The 15,138-nt window shown below is 34.8% G+C and carries 20 protein-coding genes and 2 pseudogenes; 9 read left to right on the forward strand and 13 right to left on the reverse strand.

The features are described 5' to 3' along the window. The first annotated feature begins 161 nt into the window (after positions 1-161). On the forward strand, positions 162-989 hold the full coding sequence (locus COL05_RS26665; protein ID WP_098670780.1) for a DUF2785 domain-containing protein: 828 nt from the start codon (positions 162-164) through the stop codon (positions 987-989). 14 nt (positions 990-1,003) lie between these two features. Here the strand turns inward: COL05_RS26665 and COL05_RS26670 are convergent, their stop codons facing one another. The 6 genes and pseudogenes from COL05_RS26670 to COL05_RS26695 all read right to left on the reverse strand — a co-directional run bounded on the left by COL05_RS26670 (position 1,004) and on the right by COL05_RS26695 (position 3,487). After that, a complete protein-coding gene (locus tag COL05_RS26670) occupies positions 1,004-1,210 on the reverse strand; it encodes a hypothetical protein (protein ID WP_001248905.1) in 207 nt (68 codons plus the stop codon). Positions 1,211-1,273: 63 nt separating this feature from the next. Further along, positions 1,274-1,464, reverse strand: a pseudogene (locus COL05_RS26675) (anti sigma factor C-terminal domain-containing protein); the annotation flags it as partial. 86 nt (positions 1,465-1,550) lie between these two features. Next, complete coding sequence (locus tag COL05_RS26680) at positions 1,551-1,895, reverse strand: DUF6176 family protein (protein WP_098670781.1); 345 nt, start codon at positions 1,893-1,895, stop codon at positions 1,551-1,553. A gap of 2 nt (positions 1,896-1,897) precedes the next feature. Continuing rightward, a pseudogene (locus COL05_RS26685) lies at positions 1,898-2,685 on the reverse strand (GNAT family N-acetyltransferase). Then, on the reverse strand, positions 2,682-3,014 hold the full coding sequence (locus COL05_RS26690; RefSeq protein WP_098670782.1) for a cupin domain-containing protein: 333 nt from the start codon (positions 3,012-3,014) through the stop codon (positions 2,682-2,684). Before COL05_RS26690 ends, COL05_RS26685 begins: the two are co-directional and overlap by 4 nt. 44 nt (positions 3,015-3,058) lie before the next feature. Beyond that, positions 3,059-3,487 carry a hypothetical protein gene (locus COL05_RS26695; RefSeq protein WP_098670783.1) on the reverse strand — a complete coding sequence of 143 codons (429 nt, stop codon included), beginning with the start codon at positions 3,485-3,487 and terminating at the stop codon, positions 3,059-3,061. 130 nt (positions 3,488-3,617) lie between these two features. Here COL05_RS26695 and COL05_RS26700 point away from each other — a divergent pair, with 130 nt between their 5' ends. Together COL05_RS26700 and COL05_RS26705 are read left to right on the forward strand one after the other, a co-directional pair. Continuing rightward, positions 3,618-3,881 carry a helix-turn-helix transcriptional regulator gene (locus tag COL05_RS26700; RefSeq protein WP_098670784.1) on the forward strand — a complete coding sequence of 88 codons (264 nt, stop codon included), beginning with the start codon at positions 3,618-3,620 and terminating at the stop codon, positions 3,879-3,881. Beyond that, the gene (locus COL05_RS26705) at positions 3,878-4,303 is read left to right on the forward strand and encodes a hypothetical protein (protein WP_098670785.1); all 426 of its coding nucleotides are present in this window, start codon (positions 3,878-3,880) and stop codon (positions 4,301-4,303) included. Before COL05_RS26700 ends, COL05_RS26705 begins: the two co-directional genes overlap by 4 nt. 51 nt (positions 4,304-4,354) lie before the next feature. On the opposite strand, the gene ald is transcribed toward COL05_RS26705, so the two are convergent. Both ald and COL05_RS26715 read right to left on the reverse strand, forming a co-directional pair. Continuing rightward, on the reverse strand, positions 4,355-5,488 hold the full coding sequence (ald, locus tag COL05_RS26710; RefSeq protein WP_016718657.1) for an alanine dehydrogenase: 1,134 nt from the start codon (positions 5,486-5,488) through the stop codon (positions 4,355-4,357). A 213-nt stretch (positions 5,489-5,701) separates the two neighbouring features. Further along, a complete protein-coding gene (locus COL05_RS26715; protein WP_098670850.1) occupies positions 5,702-6,493 on the reverse strand; it encodes an SDR family oxidoreductase in 792 nt (263 codons plus the stop codon). Positions 6,494-6,641: 148 nt separating this feature from the next. Here COL05_RS26715 and COL05_RS26720 point away from each other — a divergent pair, with 148 nt between their 5' ends. Next, a complete protein-coding gene (locus COL05_RS26720; protein ID WP_098670786.1) occupies positions 6,642-7,100 on the forward strand; it encodes a universal stress protein in 459 nt (152 codons plus the stop codon). A 41-nt stretch (positions 7,101-7,141) separates the two neighbouring features. Here COL05_RS26720 and COL05_RS26725 read toward each other — a convergent pair whose 3' ends face one another. After that, positions 7,142-7,837 carry a hypothetical protein gene (locus COL05_RS26725; protein WP_098670787.1) on the reverse strand — a complete coding sequence of 232 codons (696 nt, stop codon included), beginning with the start codon at positions 7,835-7,837 and terminating at the stop codon, positions 7,142-7,144. 95 nt (positions 7,838-7,932) lie between these two features. Between COL05_RS26725 and COL05_RS26730 the strand changes: the two genes are divergently transcribed. Then, positions 7,933-8,118, forward strand: coding sequence for a ProA domain protein (locus COL05_RS26730; RefSeq protein WP_139365286.1), 186 nt, complete (start codon positions 7,933-7,935; stop codon positions 8,116-8,118). Positions 8,119-8,184: 66 nt separating this feature from the next. On the opposite strand, the gene argH is transcribed toward COL05_RS26730, so the two are convergent. Both argH and COL05_RS26740 read right to left on the reverse strand, forming a co-directional pair. Continuing rightward, the gene (gene argH, locus COL05_RS26735; RefSeq protein ID WP_098670788.1) at positions 8,185-9,573 is read right to left on the reverse strand and encodes an argininosuccinate lyase; all 1,389 of its coding nucleotides are present in this window, start codon (positions 9,571-9,573) and stop codon (positions 8,185-8,187) included. Beyond that, positions 9,570-10,775 (reverse strand): argininosuccinate synthase, encoded by a 1,206-nt coding sequence (locus tag COL05_RS26740; protein WP_000412329.1) that lies wholly within the window; start codon positions 10,773-10,775, stop codon positions 9,570-9,572. Before COL05_RS26740 ends, argH begins: the two co-directional genes overlap by 4 nt. Before the next feature lie 166 nt (positions 10,776-10,941). Between COL05_RS26740 and COL05_RS26745 the strand changes: the two genes are divergently transcribed. Next, complete coding sequence (locus COL05_RS26745; RefSeq protein ID WP_098670851.1) at positions 10,942-11,259, forward strand: radical SAM protein; 318 nt, start codon at positions 10,942-10,944, stop codon at positions 11,257-11,259. A gap of 28 nt (positions 11,260-11,287) precedes the next feature. Here COL05_RS26745 and COL05_RS26750 read toward each other — a convergent pair whose 3' ends face one another. Further along, positions 11,288-11,482 carry a hypothetical protein gene (locus COL05_RS26750; protein ID WP_000910292.1) on the reverse strand — a complete coding sequence of 65 codons (195 nt, stop codon included), beginning with the start codon at positions 11,480-11,482 and terminating at the stop codon, positions 11,288-11,290. Positions 11,483-12,332: 850 nt separating this feature from the next. Between COL05_RS26750 and COL05_RS26760 the strand changes: the two genes are divergently transcribed. Then, positions 12,333-12,995, forward strand: coding sequence for a YitT family protein (locus COL05_RS26760; RefSeq protein WP_001244531.1), 663 nt, complete (start codon positions 12,333-12,335; stop codon positions 12,993-12,995). Between the two features lie 30 nt (positions 12,996-13,025). On the opposite strand, the gene COL05_RS26765 is transcribed toward COL05_RS26760, so the two are convergent. Further along, complete coding sequence (locus tag COL05_RS26765; RefSeq protein WP_098670789.1) at positions 13,026-13,859, reverse strand: EcsC family protein; 834 nt, start codon at positions 13,857-13,859, stop codon at positions 13,026-13,028. A 137-nt stretch (positions 13,860-13,996) separates the two neighbouring features. Here COL05_RS26765 and COL05_RS26770 point away from each other — a divergent pair, with 137 nt between their 5' ends. After that, positions 13,997-14,632 carry a DUF1796 family putative cysteine peptidase gene (locus COL05_RS26770; protein WP_098670790.1) on the forward strand — a complete coding sequence of 212 codons (636 nt, stop codon included), beginning with the start codon at positions 13,997-13,999 and terminating at the stop codon, positions 14,630-14,632. Between the two features lie 71 nt (positions 14,633-14,703). Continuing rightward, positions 14,704-15,138, forward strand: a complete 435-nt coding sequence (locus COL05_RS26775) for an NUDIX hydrolase (RefSeq protein WP_098670791.1) — start codon at positions 14,704-14,706, stop codon at positions 15,136-15,138.

The following is a 15,138-nucleotide window of genomic DNA, read 5'->3' on the forward strand; positions in this document are numbered from 1 at the left end:
CTGAATTTTGAGGTGGGGGTCTTACTGCCCGTTAAATGCGGGATAAAAAAGACTAATGCTCTCTTCATCATGCCCCTCCATTCAAAAGCATTTATTTATTGTCTATTTCTTCCTCTTATTATACTATTAAAATACAGAATTTTCTAAAATATGAGGTTTATATGTTACAACAACAGTTAGAAGAAATTCGTAATAATAATTACGTAATCAATAATGTCCTCAATATCGATTCTTTAAGTTCCAGTATGCTGGAGCATATCGGGGATACTGATAGCTATTTAAGGGATAAACTTATCTACTCTACTTTTTATCATCTAATCAAGAAGGACTATATTTCACACACACACTTACAGAAACTATTATTAGAAAGTATCAGTGACAAATATTTATTGTATAAGATTCATTCGAATGACGAAGATGCTGTATTTACCCGCGCCTTTACAACATTATTAATCGCGCTCATTATTGATGCTGATACAAAATATAATTTCTTATCGCAGAATGATATTTTAACTGTAAAAGATCAATTAATTCTATATATGAACAACGAGCATGATTTCCGTGGATATGTGCAGGACCGCGGCTGGGCACATAGTATCGCTCACGCTTCTGATACATTTGAAGCGCTTGTGAATAGCCCTAAACTGGAAACTTTATATTACGAAGAAATATTACAAACTTTATTAAACAAGGTTTGTGTCCATTCTATTTGTTACAAATATGAAGAAGACGAGCGCCTCGTGTATCCGATTGTTTCAATGCTACAAAACGGTCTAAAAGAAGAGGTACTCATATTAGCCCTTCATGACTTATTAGCCCAATTATCCGTCCAAAAACAAACATTACATATTGAATCGTACGAGTACCTATACGGAAATATAAAATCTTTCTTGCGTAGCTTATTTTTCAGATTACGTACAATGTCTATATGTAAAGAAACAGAATGCGAAATTGAAAAATCGCTACGAGAACTTCCAAAATATTATTAAAAAAAGAAGGCCACTTAAAAAGTGCCTTCTTCTATTTCACTAATATTTAATTGAAATTTCACGATCCAAACTGAGAAAAGATGGACAAGAAGCGCAAACGCCATACATGCTCCGCTTAAAAAAGTTAGTATAGGATGCGAATACACGTGCCCTAATCCATAGGATATCGCCACGAAAAACATTGTTATGTAAATATAAATTGCTCCATGTATTTGCCTCATATAAACCTCCTTTTCACATAGTATACCATAAATTTTCTGATTATTCACATTAATAGACTGTAATTAATATTTCTCAACTGTTACACCTCTAACAGCAGCCTTAATATATTGTGCTCCTTGTAAACTTTGTAAATCCTCTGTTTTACCTGTTACAACTACACCGTATATGGGTAGATCTTTTGGTTTAAAGTTTTTCACCTTGTTATAGTTTCCCCTAAATTTTTTTAATATCCCCCGTTATTTTCACTTAAAGATATCTAAATACAGCTTTTCTTCAAAATTTTTTTCAAGATAAAAAGCACACCTACCTTGATGTGCTTCTCTCAAAAATAATATTCTATTATTTCATTGCGTCCTTCACAACATCTTGAATCATAACAACTTCCGTTTTCATATCAACAGATGGTGCTTCTTCATCAATACATTCATGCCAAAATTCCAAGTGCTTTTTATCAATTTCATGATGAGAATTTTCGACAAGAGCCCCGCCTTCTCCTTGCACAGAATACCAATATAAGTATTCTTCTCCATCTCTTATTTCCCGGAAAATTGTCTCTACATACATTTTCTCGTCGTTTAATGTCAAAAGCACTTCTTTCATATTGTCATTAAGAAGCTGCATCCATTCATCTACACGATGACTTTTACCTTGTTTCACTTTGAATCTCGTTAACTCCACATTCATTTTTATTCCCCCGTTTTCTTACGCACAAACAATCTATATTCTATTGGATTATAAAAACGTAATTTACTAGCTAAATTTTGCGAAGGAATATTGTCTACATAACAATCCCAGCACGGTGTAATATCATTTTGCATGCAATGTTCAATAAATCGTGTTGCAACAGCTTGTGCTAATCCTTTTCCTTGATATGCTGCATGCGTCACAATATCAATTTCAGCAAATCCATTCCCATTAAATATCGAAACACATTCAGCTACAATCATCCCATCTTGTTCTATACAAAATCCAAAACCACCGTTCAAAAACGTTTCTTTTGATCCCCAATATTCTTTATAATATTCCTCTGTAAACTCATTGCTTTGTGCTATATCTTTTCTATCAATACGCTTCACTTCATATGTATTTTTGTTACAATCTTGTTTTTTCTCTTCAAAGGTTATGCTTTGAAATTTCATTCGCGGAATGTTCCGAAGTACATTACTAAAATGTTCTTCTATCATCATTTCCCACTCTTCACTCGAAGTGAACAATGTAAATCTCTTCTCTGTTTTTCAATAGCCATTTTTAAATATACAAATAAATCTTCGTTATAATTGTGATCATCCGTATCACCAAATAAATAATAGATACCGTTAGCTGTAATAATTAATCCTGCCGTTAACTTCTCGTTTGTAAAAACTTCACCATCTATCATTTGATCACATACCGCATAAGCAAACGTCGTTGTTGTTGTATTACTTTCTAAAATCGGAAGGATTTTTCTATACTCGTCTACAGATAATTTTTTCATAATTGCTCCACTTTAATCGTATCAGCTTCTATATTTTCAAAACAAAGATTTACTGTTCTCTTTAATGCTCTCGTTCTATGAATCGTGCATGCTGGAATTAAAATAGAATCATTCGGCTTTAAAACCGCTGTTTCTCCATCTTCAAAATCGATAAGTAATTCTCCCTCTAGTACAATGAATAATTCATCCGAATTAGAATGATAGTGCCAATCATATTCACCAGTAAATACAGCGATTCGTAAGCAATGATTATTTACATTTGAAACGACGAAGTTTTTATGTTGATCTTGAATGTCCTTTGTTAATTCTATCAAATTCACAGTTTCCATATTTCGTCCCACCCTTTCATTAGTCGTTCTTCTGAAAAACTAACTTAGTCTCCACCACCTCCGCAATCTCCTCCACCATCACTTGAGCTGCTACAATCGTTGCTACTGTAGTCACCGAATCCACTTGATGAGCTTGAAGCATATGAAGATTTTTTACTCATTTTTCTTTGCGTATCTTTCTTACTTTCATGACTAGGCCATACTGTAGCAAAGAGTATAACGAATAAGGCTAATTCTATTACGACAAGTGTAAATTCTAAAATGCTCTCAATAATATTGGGAGTTATCTCAAAACTGTAAAACACCCCAAATGAATACATACACAAAATCACATACAGAACCATACAAATATACCGAAATGTTTTCTCTATCATAATGACTATTTTTTTCGAAAGAGGTATGTTCTGTTCCTGTTTTTTCTTTATATACTTTTGTCTTTTAGCTTGCTTTTTCTTCCTTTTTTTGCTCCCCATTGAATCTCCTCTTCCGTCTTCCTTTTTCATTTAATTCCAAATTATCACAAAAAATAACATTATAACAAGCTATATTTCACGTAAAGTTTTATTTACTTTTTGTAAAGTTCAATTTACTTATTACCTAAAAATGGATAAAATAAATGTAACAAATTTACAAAAAGGAGACTTTGTATATTTGATTAAAAATAAAGTAAAACAATTCCGCGTCGTTAGAGACATCACCCAAGAACAATTAGCTTCCTCTGTTCAAATCACTAGACAATCCCTCATCGCTATCGAGAAGAATAAATACAACCCAAGTTTAGAATTAGCATTGAAATTATGTGAGTTTTTCAACTGTAAAGTAGAAGATTTATTTCAATTAGATAAAACTGGGGAGGAAAAAAAATGAAAAATACTTCTAATCAAAAGTTCATTTCGCATCTTACCATTTTATTGTTAGGTTCAACTTTTCTTTATTTCAATAGTAATGCTGAAGAAAAAATTAGTTCTGTCCTTCTATTCGCTGGTGTATACATACTCTTAGCCTTGATACTATTCGTAGTGAAACGGATATTCTTTAAGAAAAAAAAGAACGATCCCGAAAAATATCCATTACCTGAAATGGATGAAAGAATCGAGAAGATGAGTTTAAAACTTATGGCGCAAATTTTCGGTCTCTCTCATTTAATCGGTTCTGCGATACTATTTATTTTATATATCACTGACAAAAATTCGATGATACGAGTTGAGTATGCCTTGTATTATTTATTCGGCATTCTTTTCTTTACAATGATGTTCGGATTGAGAATCGTAAAGAAACTAGACAATTAACTCAAATAAAAAGCCCCTCCTTACAAAAGGAGGGGCTTACATGTATTTCTATTATGATAAAGCAGGAGCTTTTTCAAGAAGCTCTTTCGCATCAGCGTATTGCAAGCCGTGCGCTTCTGCAACTGCTTCGAATGTTACATATCCATCTAATGTGTTAATACCTTTTAATAATGCAGTATTGCCTAGGCAAGCTTCTTTGTAGCCTTTGTTCGCAATTTGTACTGCATATGGTACTGTTACGTTTGTTAAGGCAAGAGTTGATGTACGTGGAACCGCACCTGGCATATTAGCAACTGCATAATGAACAACTCCATGTTTTTCGTAAGTTGGGTTGTCATGAGTTGTAATACGGTCAGTTGTTTCGAAAATACCACCTTGGTCAATTGCGATATCTACAACGACAGAACCTGGTTCCATTGATTGAATCATTTCTTCTGTTACAAGTTTTGGTGCTTTTGCACCTGGAATTAATACCGCACCAATAACAAGGTCAGATTCTTTTACAGCTTCTGCAATGTTGTATGGATTAGACATTAACGTTTTTACTTGGTTACCGAAAATGTCATCTAATTGACGAAGACGTTCTGCACTTAAGTCGATGATTGTTACATCTGCACCTAAACCTACTGCAATCTTCGCTGCGTTTGTACCAGCTTGACCACCGCCGATAATTGTTACTTTGCCGCGTTTTACCCCTGGAACGCCTGCAAGTAAAATACCTTTACCGCCTTTGTTTTTCTCAAGGAATTGTGCACCGATTTGTGCAGACATACGACCTGCTACTTCACTCATAGGTGCAAGTAATGGTAATGAACGATTGTCTAATTGTACTGTTTCGTATGCAATTGATACAACTTTGTTATCAATTAATGCTTTCGTTAATTCTGGTTCTGGAGCTAAGTGTAAGTATGTGAATAAAATTAAACCTTCACGGAAATAGCCGTATTCACTTGCTACTGGCTCTTTTACCTTCATAACCATATCTTGATTCCATGCTTCTTCAGCAGTTTCAACAAGCTTTGCACCAGCTTGTACGTATTCTTCATCTGTAAAGCCAGATCCTAAACCTGCTCCTTTTTGAACAAAAACTTCATGACCATTTTGTACTAAATGTACTGCTCCCGCTGGCGTCATTGCCACGCGGTTTTCATTGTTTTTAATTTCTGTTGGAATACCGATACGCATGATTAGTTCCCCCTTGAGTTATGAAATGACCCCTGAATCATTTTTTAAAGCGCTTTCTACGCTCTTATATTTTAACATAATATCTCAATATTTGACAAAAAATAATACAAGTTTTCCGATAGATTTAATCTTACATGAAAGGACAGTATTATCCGCACCTCTTTGCATACAGGATAAACTGTTCAATTATTCGAAACTTCACTTTATTTTTCTCTATCGATGTCTATGAATAACATCAACTGCACCAGTCACTTCAATAATTGTACCGGTAATCATATCGGAATCGTCCTCACATAAAAACGCAATCGTTCTTGCGATATCTTCACCTGTTCCAGATCTACCAATTGGTGTGTTATGTTCTTTCAACTGACGTGCTTCTTGAATTGTCGCTTCTTTCATATCACCAATAATATCACCAGGACATACCATGTTTGCAGTAATACCATATTCTGCTTCTTCATAAGCCACTGTTTTCGTTAATGAAACAAGTCCTACTTTCGCTGCTGCAAAAGCTGAACGATAAATCCATCCCGGTGCGCTATCTGCCCCTTGGAATCCGTAATTAATAATACGGCCAAAGTTCTGTTTTCTCATAACCGGAACGACAAGTTTCAACAAATGAAACACCGCTGTTAAATTACCCTGAATCATTTCATTCCATTCGTCTTCTTCATAATCGACTAACTTTTTACGTTCAAATACATATGGACCAGCATTATTAATTAAAAAGTCAATTTTGCCAAAACGGCTTATCGCTTCTTCTACCATTTTATGTAAATCTTCTTTTTTCGTGACATCCGCTTGCACGAATTGTAGACGCTCTTCCATATTTTTATATGTTTCTTTCATCTTTTCCATAGCCGTTATATCGCTATGATATGTTACTGTTACTGAATAACCTTTAGCCAATAACTTTTCTGTTACTTGCTTTCCTAAACCTTTCGTACCGGCTGTAATGAGCGCGTGTCTCACAAACATGCCTCCTTTTAAATTGCTATACTTCATATGTAACAAGTTCTCGCACCAATTACAACTAAAATGAATTGAAACAGAGTTTTCAAAATTCTGTAACGTTTCCGATAAGCACATTACCAAAATTTGTTTTATAATAAAGTTGTAAAAGGTAATAAAAATGATTGGGAGGAAATTTACTATGAATAATACATATACAAATATTTTAATCGCGGTGGATGGTTCTAAAGAAGCAGAAAAAGCCTTTAAAAAAGCAATTCAAGTCGCAAAACGCAACAATGCAACATTAACAATTGCTCATATCGTTGATGTAAAAGCATACTCAGCAGTAGAAGCTTATAGCCGTGCAATTGCTGAACGAGCAAATCTATTTGCAGAAGACTTATTAGAAGACTACAAAAAAACTGCGCTTGAAGCTGGCCTTGAAAAAATTGAGACTGTATTAGAATTTGGTAACCCTAAATCTAAAATTTCAAAAGAAATTGCTCCAAATCATAAAATAGATTTAATTATGTGTGGTGCAACTGGTTTAAATGCTGTTGAACGTTTCCTAATTGGTAGCGTCTCTGAACATATTATTCGCTATGCGAAATGCGATGTCCTTGTTGTTCGTGGTGATGAGGAGCAAGGTGAGCTTTAATTTATAAATAAAACACCAAGTCCACATGGACTTGGTGTTTTTCATTTCACATATTTTACTATAAACACAAGACAAGCCACAATAACAACAGTAATTGCTAATACATAAGGCGGTAAAAACTTCAAAGACCATAATGCCATCATAATCGTCGCTACCGTTAAATAAGTTTGCTTTGCATCTTCTGTCATTTGTTTCCGAAGTAAGAACACATACAAATAACCGATTGGCGGTGTGATAAAGCAAAGAACATATATGATTTTAGATTTTAAATACCATTTTTGTTCTCCGAGTTTCTTTATGTCTTCTTCTATTCTCTTATGCTCTCGTTCTCTCGCTTCTTCTACAAGTGGATTTTCCTCTTCTCCTCGCTTTTCTTTCATATAAGGAAGAAAATGCATGAAAAAATAATATGCAAATACGAACGCTCCAAATCCAATATTTAATCTTTCTAATGGGATATTCTCACTAAAAAAAGTAGCAGCAATCGCTAAAGTAAAACAATACGTCGTCATCCAAAATGAACGTTTTCTCTTTTTTCGTTCCATTTCATTTTTATCTTGTACATGTTTTCTTTTCGAAAGCCATATTGAAATACAGCAATCTACTATAAATAGAGTAAAGATAAATATCCCAACGTGTACTGTTTCTACATCTTTAAATGAAAATACGCTTGGGAATGCAACATGTACTACAACCAACGTATACAAAATTAACCCTATAAAATAAATACGTCTCATTTTCCATTCCTTTCTTATTTCCTAACATTACATTAACATACATTTTTTAGAAATAGACGGACAAAATATATATGTTTAAAAAAGGAGGATGCTATATGGATGATTCTGAACGTATTATTTTAGATGTGAATGGAAAAGAAATTGAAATGTTAGATACAATTCGTACACATTTCAAAGAGAAACATGGTGTGGAACTAAGTAATGGTGCATTACTACGAGATTTAATGGATATTGAATATATTCGAATTACGGAAGATCGACATAAGTATGATTCATTTTAAGCTGTAAAAATCACAAAGAAGGCACGCTTTCCTCTACTAAGGTTAGCGTACCTTCTTTCTTATCAATCAACTTCCAACAAACTCTCCAACTAATCCCTTCGCTTTCTCCAAAGCCTTTTCAATCTGTTCAAACCCAGTCCCGCCAGCACTATTACGGCGCTTTACAGCGGCATATGATGAAAGAACTTCATACAAATCTTCTTCAAATAACGAACTCATCTCTTTATACGTTTCAAGTGGTACATCTACTAAATAAATTCCTTTTTGTGTGCAGTGTAGCACTAGCTTCCCAACAATTTCATGAGCTTGACGGAATGGTAGTCCTTTGTTTGCTAAGTAATCGGCAATTTCTGTTGCGTTAGAGAAATCTTGCGTTACAGCTTTCCCCATTTTTTCTTTGTTTACAGTCATTGTCTCTAACATGCCCGCCATAATATGAAGGCAGCCTTCTACTGTTTTTACTGTATCAAACATTCCTTCTTTATCTTCTTGCAAGTCTTTATTGTAAGCGAGCGGTAATCCTTTCATAACTGTAAGTAAACTAAATAAATTACCGTACACTCTGCCTGTTTTACCGCGGATTAGTTCCGCCATATCTGGATTTTTCTTTTGCGGCATAATGCTGCTTCCCGTTGCGTATTGGTCGCTCATTTCAATAAATTGAAACTCTTGGCTACTCCATAAAATAAGTTCTTCACAAAAGCGTGATAAGTGCATCATGAGCATAGATGAGTTACTTAGGAACTCCAGTATGAAATCACGATCACTTACTGCATCTAAGCTATTTTCATAGATTCCATTAAATCCAAGAAGCTCCGCGCTATATTCTCGGTCAATCGGGAATGTTGTCCCAGCTAACGCTCCTGCTCCTAATGGGGAAATGTTAATACGCTTTAACGAATCTTCATAACGGTTCATATCGCGCTCTAACATCCAAAAGTAAGCGAGAATATGATGTGCAAATGAAATCGGCTGCGCACGCTGCAAATGCGTATAGCCAGGCATAATCGTTTCAATATTATTTTCCGCTTGATGAACAAGAACAGTTTGCAATTGTTTTGTAGCTTTTATAATATGTTCTACTTTTTCTTTCAAATATAAATGCATGTCAGTCGCTACTTGATCGTTACGGCTTCGGCCAGTATGAAGTTTCCCTCCTACTTCACCGATTTTTTCAATTAACATCTTTTCGATATTTAAATGAATGTCTTCCGCTTCAACTGAAAAATGCAATTTATTTTGTTTCGCTTCTTCTAATAAATATTGAAGACCTATCTTTATTTTTTCGGCTTCTTCTTTCGTAACGATGCCTTGCTTTGCTAGCATCGTTACGTGTGCAATACTTCCGTTTATATCTTGATTTACTAACTGTTGATCAAAGGAGATGGATGCTCCGAACTCTTCAACCCATGCTTCCGCTTCTTCTGTAAAACGTCCGCCCCAAAGTTTGCTCACGCTTCCACCTTCTTTTGATTCACTTGGCTGTATACTTTCGTTGGTAAACCGAATAATGAAATGAATCCAACTGCTGCATCATGATTAAACTCGTCCTGGGCAGTATATGTTGCTAGTTTTTCATCGTATAAAGAGTACTCAGATTTGCGTCCTTCTACAATCGCATGGCCTTTAAATAATTTCACTCGCACTGTACCTGTTACATTCTTTTGCGTTTCTTGTAAGAAAGCGTTAAGCGCTTGTTTTAAAGGTGAGAACCATAAACCGTTATAAATAAGTTCTGTTATTTTTTGCTCAATCATCGGTTTAAAATGCGCTACTTCTTTTACGAGTGTTAAATCTTCCAGTTCCTTATGCGCCGTAATTAATGTCATTGCTGCTGGGCATTCGTATACTTCACGTGATTTAATACCAACAAGACGATTTTCAACGTGATCGATACGTCCAACGCCATGTTTCCCAGCAAGTGCGTTTAACGTTTTAATAAGTTCTGAAAGTGGATAGGCAGTACCATTTAAAGTAGTCGGTACGCCTGCTTCAAACCCGATTTCTACAAACTCGGGTTTATTCGGTGTATCTTCTAATGCCAATGTCATCTCATATGCATCTTCTGGCGGCGCTGCCCATGGATCTTCTAAAATGCCACATTCATTGCTGCGTCCCCATAAGTTTTGATCGATTGAAAATGGGCTATCTAAATTAATCGGAATTGGTACATTGTTTTCTTTTGCATATGCAATTTCTTCTTCACGTGACCATTTCCATTCACGTACAGGCGCAATCACTTCTAAGTAAGGATTTAACGCTTGAATAGAAACTTCAAAACGAACTTGATCATTCCCTTTCCCTGTACATCCGTGTGCAACTGCAGTCGCTCCTTCTTGTTCTGCAATCTCTACTAATTTCTTCGCGATAAGCGGACGTGATAACGCTGAAACGAGAGGGTATTTCCCTTCGTATAACGTGTGCGCTTGCATCGCCATCAATGCATATTCATTTGCAAATTCTTCTTGAACATCAATCATATATGATTTAATTGCACCTACTGAAAGTGCCTTTTCTTTTACAAATGCTAAGTCTTTACCTTCCCCTAAGTCTAAACAAAGCGCGATAATATCATAATTCTTCTCTTGTAACCATTTAATTGCAACGGAAGTATCAAGACCTCCAGAATATGCTAATACAACTTTCTTTTTCTCCATTTTGCATCCCCCTAAAGAATAAATATTCATTTTCTTTTATAATAATTCACACTTTAACACCTTTTACAAAATGTATCAAGAGTCATTTTCAAATTTTTTCAAACAATTTCGTCGAACTTCTTTCTGTTTTTATGTAAAATATAAGCAGGAAAACGGGGGTGAACTTATGGAAAAGTATTTCTTATACGATGATCATCTAGGAATTGAAATTCCTCATTTACAAGAAGATTGGGAAGATATCCCCGAAAAAATGCAGCATGCTATTTTATTGAAATGGGAACAAGTTCGAGGAAAGATTCCGGATCGAATAAAAGAACTCGAGCACTCTATTAATGCAAAACAGCATCATTTAAATAACGAAGAAGACTTCGAAATTTCTTGCAAGCTGAATTCAGAAATTGCCGATCTTGCTTCCATCATTAATGACCTTTGGCTTTGGTATCGACTCACTCAACATGTATCTGAGGGGAAGGCACACCAATGAAAAAAGCATGCCCCTCAATTAATTTGGGTCATGCTTTTTTGTCGTAACACGATTTACAATATATTTCTTGTGCTGTTTTTGCCAAACACACATCAAATGGACCAACTAATATACTCCTTTCTTTCGGCAACTTTACAAAAGCAACAAGCTCTTCTTCATATTGAATCTTTTTCTGACATGAAACACATGTTAATTCTTTTCTTTTAAACATGTCTTTTAGCATATTCTCATTTCCCTTTTATCTATCTATATTAATATACTCTCATAATAGTTAAGACTTGTAAAAAAATGACACATTCCAAAGTGAACGATTCATATACTATGTACAAAAGGAGGTTCAAACTTATGCGTGCTTTCGTTATTATCGCTTTAACTTTTTTAAGTGTGATTAGCTGGGATGCGTTTTTTAAAGATAAAAGTGATGATAAGAATACAACTGAATAAAAACTCTTCTTTTCTTACTTATTGGACAAACTAAAAAACTGTTCAATTCTGCAAAATAACTTAGGCTTTTCTACAAAAATATTTAAACATAACAATTTTTGTAGATTTCCTCCGTTTATTGTCGGTTTCCATCCGCATACATTTTTTGAAAGTATGATATAATAATATAAATCTTGAAGGAAGGGATTTTGATATCATGATCGCTCGAAGGAGCATGTGGCATCGTATTGACGAATCATACACGTAGCGTATTTTTCAGCTCAGATACTTTAGTCTAGCGAAAAAAATACGAGAGTGGGGAAATTATGATTGCCCGAAGGATAATTTGGCAAAAAAAAGACTCTTCTTACACATAGCGTTTTGTTTAGGGCTTAATTGTTACTAGCTAAACAAAACAAAGAAGAGCAGGATTGCTAAATGAAGAATCCTACTCCACGTTTTGTTTAGTCGTTTTAAGACTTAAACTAAAACGAAAGTAGGGAGAATTGATGGACGAGAGGATTATTCGTTATTTCTTCAGCGACATATAGCGTAGTTAGTTTTTTCGTAAACTAACTGAAGCTACATGTGAGCTCGTAGTTAGTTTACAACACAAAAAGGACTACTAACTACGGAAAGAAGGAATAACGATGAGGAACATCCAAAGTCGACAAATTATTAAAGAAGTTTTTATGGTTTTAATCGGTTCATTTATTTTAGCAGCAGCGCTATATCACATTCACTTCCAAAACCACTTAACAGAAGGTGGATTTGTAGGTATCGCACTATTCATCCAAAATTTTTATGATATTTCACCATCTATTTCAACTGTAATGATGGATATCCCAATTATTTTACTATGTGCTTCATTGTTAGGTAGAAAAATGGTTGGCTATTCATTCTTAGGTTCAATTTCATTCGGAGTATTTTATTCTCTTATGGAAAATTATTCTCCATTTACGGTCGATTTATCAAACAATTTATTTATAGCTGCAGTAGTTGGCGGTGCGTTAGCTGGTATTGGACTCGGTTTTATATTGCGATTTGGCGGTGCAACCGGTGGAGACGATATTTTAACAATTGTATTAAGTAAAAAAACACGTTTTACAATTGGGCAAATTTTCTTCGTCTTTGACGCGATTGTTCTTGCGCTTTCATTATATTATTTAAATTGGACAGAAATCGCTTTTACTATTCTTTCGATTGCCGTACAGGCAAAAACATTGGATTTAATTTATTATCCAAAAACAGAAAAAGCAGAAGAAAAGCAACCAGTATCTATTCCAATGTCCAAAAAGCATGCAACAAATTAAAAAGCGAAAGGCTTCGGCCTCTCGCTTTTTTTACGCTCTTTTTTCCTTCTCAACTATGTGGCGCACTTGATAAAATCTATTTGCAAATTCAGTAACGTTTCTTGTTAAACGATAATTTACTGTAGATCCGATTGCCATTCCAATTACCGGAATACCTTGGAATAATTTACGACGAAGAGCGTAAATCGAAAATGTTTTTAAAATTTGTTTTAACACAACTTCAGTAGAAGCTGGTTGCAACACTGCTTCGTCTCCTTCGTAGAAGAACGAATCTTCTTGCTCTAGCTCTTGCAGTAAATTGTACCATGCGTATTGCTGAAGTCTTCCTGGTAGTAATGACGCATGAAATACCTTTAACGCAAGCATCATTTCATAAGGCTTGTTCACATCATGCCCAAATGATGTTGCAATAAGTTGGACAGCCTTCACATTTAACGCAATCATAACCGGGAAATCAGCTGTTAATAATAATAAACCTCCAGCACCCGTCGCTCCGCCTTGTACGAATGAATATAAACGATGTCGTGCTGTTTGCTGCTCTGCTATGTATGTTAATTGATCAATAGATAATTCTTTTAGGTCCTCTAGTTGCTCAATCGATTCATCAAATAATCTCGACGTTCCTAAAATACGATTACGCGCCTCTAACTGCGATTGTGAACTTTGAATCAATGCATGCAAATGAAAGAGCCATCCGTCTGCTTTCGTAAAGAAATCTTTTCGTTTTTTCTCAGGTAGTTTCGCAATTGTAGCATGTACCCATTTATCAAACATTTTTTGAAAATCAGTCGCTTCTTGCTCAACTAATTGCGATTCCCATTCTTTTATATTGTCTAAAATGGCTTGTTCTCGCTTCGATCGCATCGTAACAACCACCTCGTTCGATTTTTTTCTATTGTAACATATTTCTGCTTATTCTTTGCAAATATGCTTGTCTATCTTTATTCACATACCATTTTTGAGTAGCATAAAATATTAACAAAAAGGATGAGATGAATCACATGAATTTATCCAATATAAAAAAAGAATATAACGCAGTATTCAGCTTAGGACAAAACTGCTGGCCTGCTTGGGCATTATATCAATTCGAATTATCACCATTTTTTGGCGTTATCGATTTTATGCTAAGCCCTTCATTAGAAAAAGTGAATGTATTATTACAAAATCGATTTGACCGTTTTTTACAGTTCGAAAACTTATCCTTCATCTCATTTTGGGATGATGGTGCGAAATTAAGACTCCGTGACAACCTATATGAAATCGACTCTTGCCACGACTTTAAAACAGATGTAAATACACCAACTTCTTGGCCTTCTTATACAGAAATTAAGTTAAACTATGAGCATCGAATTCATCGTTTTCTAACTACAATTGACACAGCACAATCCATATTGTTTATTCGCACTGGAGGAACATACGAAGAAGCACGTTCCTTGGAACACATTTTATCTCAAATCGTTACACATACATTCTCCGTCCTATTACTCATTCCTGAAGATGTACCAACTGTTACGGAAGAAGATTGGGGATTACAAAATATTTGTGTTATAAAATGTCCTATTATGGATGTATTTCAGTACAATGAAGCATTTTGGGGAGACTTATTCGATGGGATTACGATTAAACCACATTCTTAAATACATGACACTTTTTATCACACACTGCATTATAATCATCCTTATACAAAATACATAAGGAGTGGTTGTATATGTATCCACGTGCAAAAGCTTTTGGTCTTGCTATACATGACGGTCGCCTTCTCGTACAAGAATATCGTACAGGAGATGAAACATATTATCGACCTGTTGGCGGTTCAATTGAACTTGGTGAAAAATCAGCACATACCGTTATTCGTGAATATAAAGAAGAGCTTCATACAGAAGTGGAAATCATCAATTATTTAGGTTGCTTAGAAAATATCTTTCATCTTGACGGAGAAATTGGTCATGAAATCATCCAACTATATTCTCTACGCTTATTAGACACATCACTATATGAAATGGAAAAAATGAATATACAAGATGAGCAAATAATATCGTATGCGAAATGGATTCCCATTACTGCATTCATTCAAGGGAAGAAAGTACTATATCCAGATGGAATTTTAAACTATATCCAAAAGAAAAAAGACGAAATCCTATAG

The sequence above is a fragment of the Bacillus sp. AFS059628 genome (assembly GCF_002571225.1).
In the GTDB taxonomy this organism is placed as follows: domain Bacteria; phylum Bacillota; class Bacilli; order Bacillales; family Bacillaceae_G; genus Bacillus_A.